General features: G+C 29.8%; 4 protein-coding genes. All 4 read right to left on the bottom strand.

Annotation, left to right across the window (positions count from 1 at the left end):
* Positions 1–155 precede the first annotated feature (155 nt).
* Entirely contained in the window at positions 156–509 is a 354-nt protein-coding gene (locus CQA53_RS10615; RefSeq protein WP_115543927.1) for a hypothetical protein, read from the bottom strand.
* Complete coding sequence (locus CQA53_RS10610) at positions 485–979, bottom strand: hypothetical protein (RefSeq protein WP_115543926.1); 495 nt, start codon at positions 977–979, stop codon at positions 485–487. Before CQA53_RS10610 ends, CQA53_RS10615 begins: the two co-directional genes overlap by 25 nt.
* Before the next feature lie 95 nt (positions 980–1,074).
* Positions 1,075–1,896 carry a hypothetical protein gene (locus CQA53_RS10605; RefSeq protein ID WP_115543925.1) on the bottom strand — a complete coding sequence of 274 codons (822 nt, stop codon included), beginning with the start codon at positions 1,894–1,896 and terminating at the stop codon, positions 1,075–1,077.
* 66 nt (positions 1,897–1,962) lie between these two features.
* Positions 1,963–2,952: bacteriophage T4 gp5 trimerisation domain-containing protein (locus tag CQA53_RS10600; protein WP_281271189.1), on the bottom strand; the 990-nt coding region annotated here is incomplete at its 5' end.

The following is a 2,952-nucleotide window of genomic DNA, read 5'->3' as shown; positions in this document are numbered from 1 at the left end:
CGCTCCCTCTCACTTCCCAAGCCATTAAATAGTAATGGGTCAAACCTTTTAGTAGTTTTATGAGAATCTTGCTTCATCATCGCTCCTTTAGAATCTGTATTTTTCTATTATCACTTGTGATACATATCCCTTGAAGTTGTTTTGTTTGTATATTTTTACCCATGATAATCCCTTATATTGATTTTATTATTCTGTGCTTGTTCTGTATTTTTCTGTAAAATCACTCTGTTTGTAAGGGTTTTAATGAGCTGTGTAGAATCTATATGTGTTGCAAAATCATAAATAGAGAGTTTTATGAGATATTTATCATCAATAATGCAACGAGTTAGTTGCTGGTGCTTACATGGAATGGTTGATTGGGAAAAATAATATTCGCAGTAGTATAAACTTTCATCATTTCTAATAGAGTATAATCCGATATAAATTTTAAAAAATACAACAAATTCAGCGTATAATGCACCATCTTTATCGGCATATACACACTTTACGCGTGGAGTGAGGTAAAGCATAATGAGTGGTGAAAAAATCCAATATGCACATAAAAACCCAATACGCAAAGCACAATAACACCAATCATAACAACAAACCTGCTAAACTTTGGGGTTTTGTTATAGGGAGTAATATTTTTTAAAGATATGTTATTTTTGATTCTAAAAGAAATAAATTTATATAAAATTAGAATCTGAATTATCAAATAACAAATAAAAAATAAAATACCAAGTATATCTGTATAAGGCAAAAAACTCATAAAAAATTCCTTATTTTTAAGTTTTCCATCAAACATTGCTAACATAACCAATACCCCAAAACAGCAACTCATTAAAGCAAAAAATCTACTAAGAGTAAAGATATGTTTATACATCTTAATTCTTTTATAATCTATTGTATTTATGGAATCTTTATTATCATTTATTCGTGGTAATCCTTGCAATAAAAATGGGTCAAACCTTTTAGTAGTTTTATAAGAATCTTGCTTCATCATTGCTTCCTTAGAATTTGTATTTTTCCATCATAATTCATCAGTTTCAAGCCTATCGTTCGGGATACAGATGACAGAAATGCCATATATTTTATTCATTGGTTTTCCTTAATTACACTTTTAAGCGTATTTAGCATTACTCTATTAGGGTTTATCATATTTTCTGCACTATATCCCATTTGAGAATCTAGCTCTTCCCAAAGCTTATTGAGATTGCTTAAACCGAAGACACTAAATCTTGTGCATAAATAAGTAATAAAATATTTGTATTTTGTATTATCAAAAATTACAGGAAGGACAAAAGCTGTTGCACCAAAAAGTTTGCTCTTAATTGTTGTTGGTGATTGTATTAATGCTAAGTTTTCTCTACTAAGTTTCATATTTCCAAAGATTCTATACTCTAGCACAACACAATCTTCAAACAATAGAATCCTTTTAAGCAAAAATGGTTTGCTCCAATATAGATGCATTAAAACAAAGCAAATAATAGGTGGTATAGCAATAGCTAATATAGAACAAATAAGATAAACAATAAACATAAAAGTAGCCCCTAAAATCCATACACAATAATTTTTAAAGCTACTTTGATATTCGCATACTAGTAAAGGATTACTTTTATCAATATGCTTATTTATTAGAGTATTATGAAAAAAATTAACAAATAAATAAAACCATAAAATACAATAAATTATAAAAGTAATTATATAAATAATATATAAAAATATCCAAATATTATTATTTGATTTTTGAATCACAAAAACATTGAAAAATACAAAAGAAATTACACCAATAATAATACTAATATCATACATAATAACATTAACAATATTATTCCATTTTCGCTCCCTCTCACTTCCCAAGCCATTAAATAGTAATGGGTCAAACCTTTTAGTAGTTTTATGAGAATCTTGCTTCATCATCGCTCCTTTAGAATCTGTATTATAGCTTACATACTCCCCTAATCCCTATCTTGTTTTTCTCACTCACTCACTCTTCACCTCTCCACCTTTGACTACTAAACCATTAGAATCTAATATCGCTTCTACCCCTCCAGCCTTTAAGATTATTTTATCACTTGTAGCGGTGATGGTAGTATCTCCTATTTGGAGATTGATATTGTCTCCTGCATTGAGGGCTATATTTGCTTCTGTGCTTATATCTGTGCTATTAGAATTTATGGTAATATGTTTTTTAGAATCTAGAGATATTTCTTCATTGGCATTTACAAATATACTTGATTGTGCTGTTGTAGTGTGATTATTAGCAACAGATACATCAATATCCTTTTCCACATTCTGTGTGAAACTTCCTTGTATGTAAATCTGTGATTCTCCTCTCACATTCTCTATTCTTTCTCCATGAATAGATTCTATTGTATTGCCTTGTATAGTAGTCTCTTTATCCCCGCCTATATACTCACTACTATTCTTTAATACTCTTAGTTTATTATCTATCCCTATATTAAGAGTATGACTTCCTCCTACTATGGTATCCTTAGAGAGTGCTACATTGGTTAGATATTCTGCTCCTACTCTTACATCTTTTACTCCTAGTATTTCTTGTCTATGATATTTGTTGATAGATTCTGTGTAGTTGCCTTTGACTTGAGAGTCTTTATTATGTTTAATCCTTTGAGTAAAGTTATGCTCTATTATCTCATCATAATCTCTTTGTGCATGAAGATAGATTTGTTCTTTGTCTTTGATATTAGAGAGAGTAAGTTCATTGATACCATTCTCATCTCTGCCTATAGTCTTAGATGAAAGTGAGGTTTGATTATCATTAAAGGGTAAATCATTGATACTAGGATTACTCACATTATACAAACTAGAACTAATATAGGGCTTATCTATATCATTTTCTAAATAGCTTATAATCACTTCATCTCCTACTCTAGGGATAGCAAATAATCCACTATGATTACTTGCTATTGGAGAGGCTACTCGTAAGAATGGGGTATAGGAGATATGAGG

Origin of the sequence: Helicobacter didelphidarum (genome assembly GCF_003364195.1) — a bacterium.
Taxonomy (GTDB): Bacteria; Campylobacterota; Campylobacteria; order Campylobacterales; family Helicobacteraceae; genus Helicobacter_A; species Helicobacter_A didelphidarum.
This window is presented reverse-complemented; position numbering and strand designations above follow the sequence as displayed.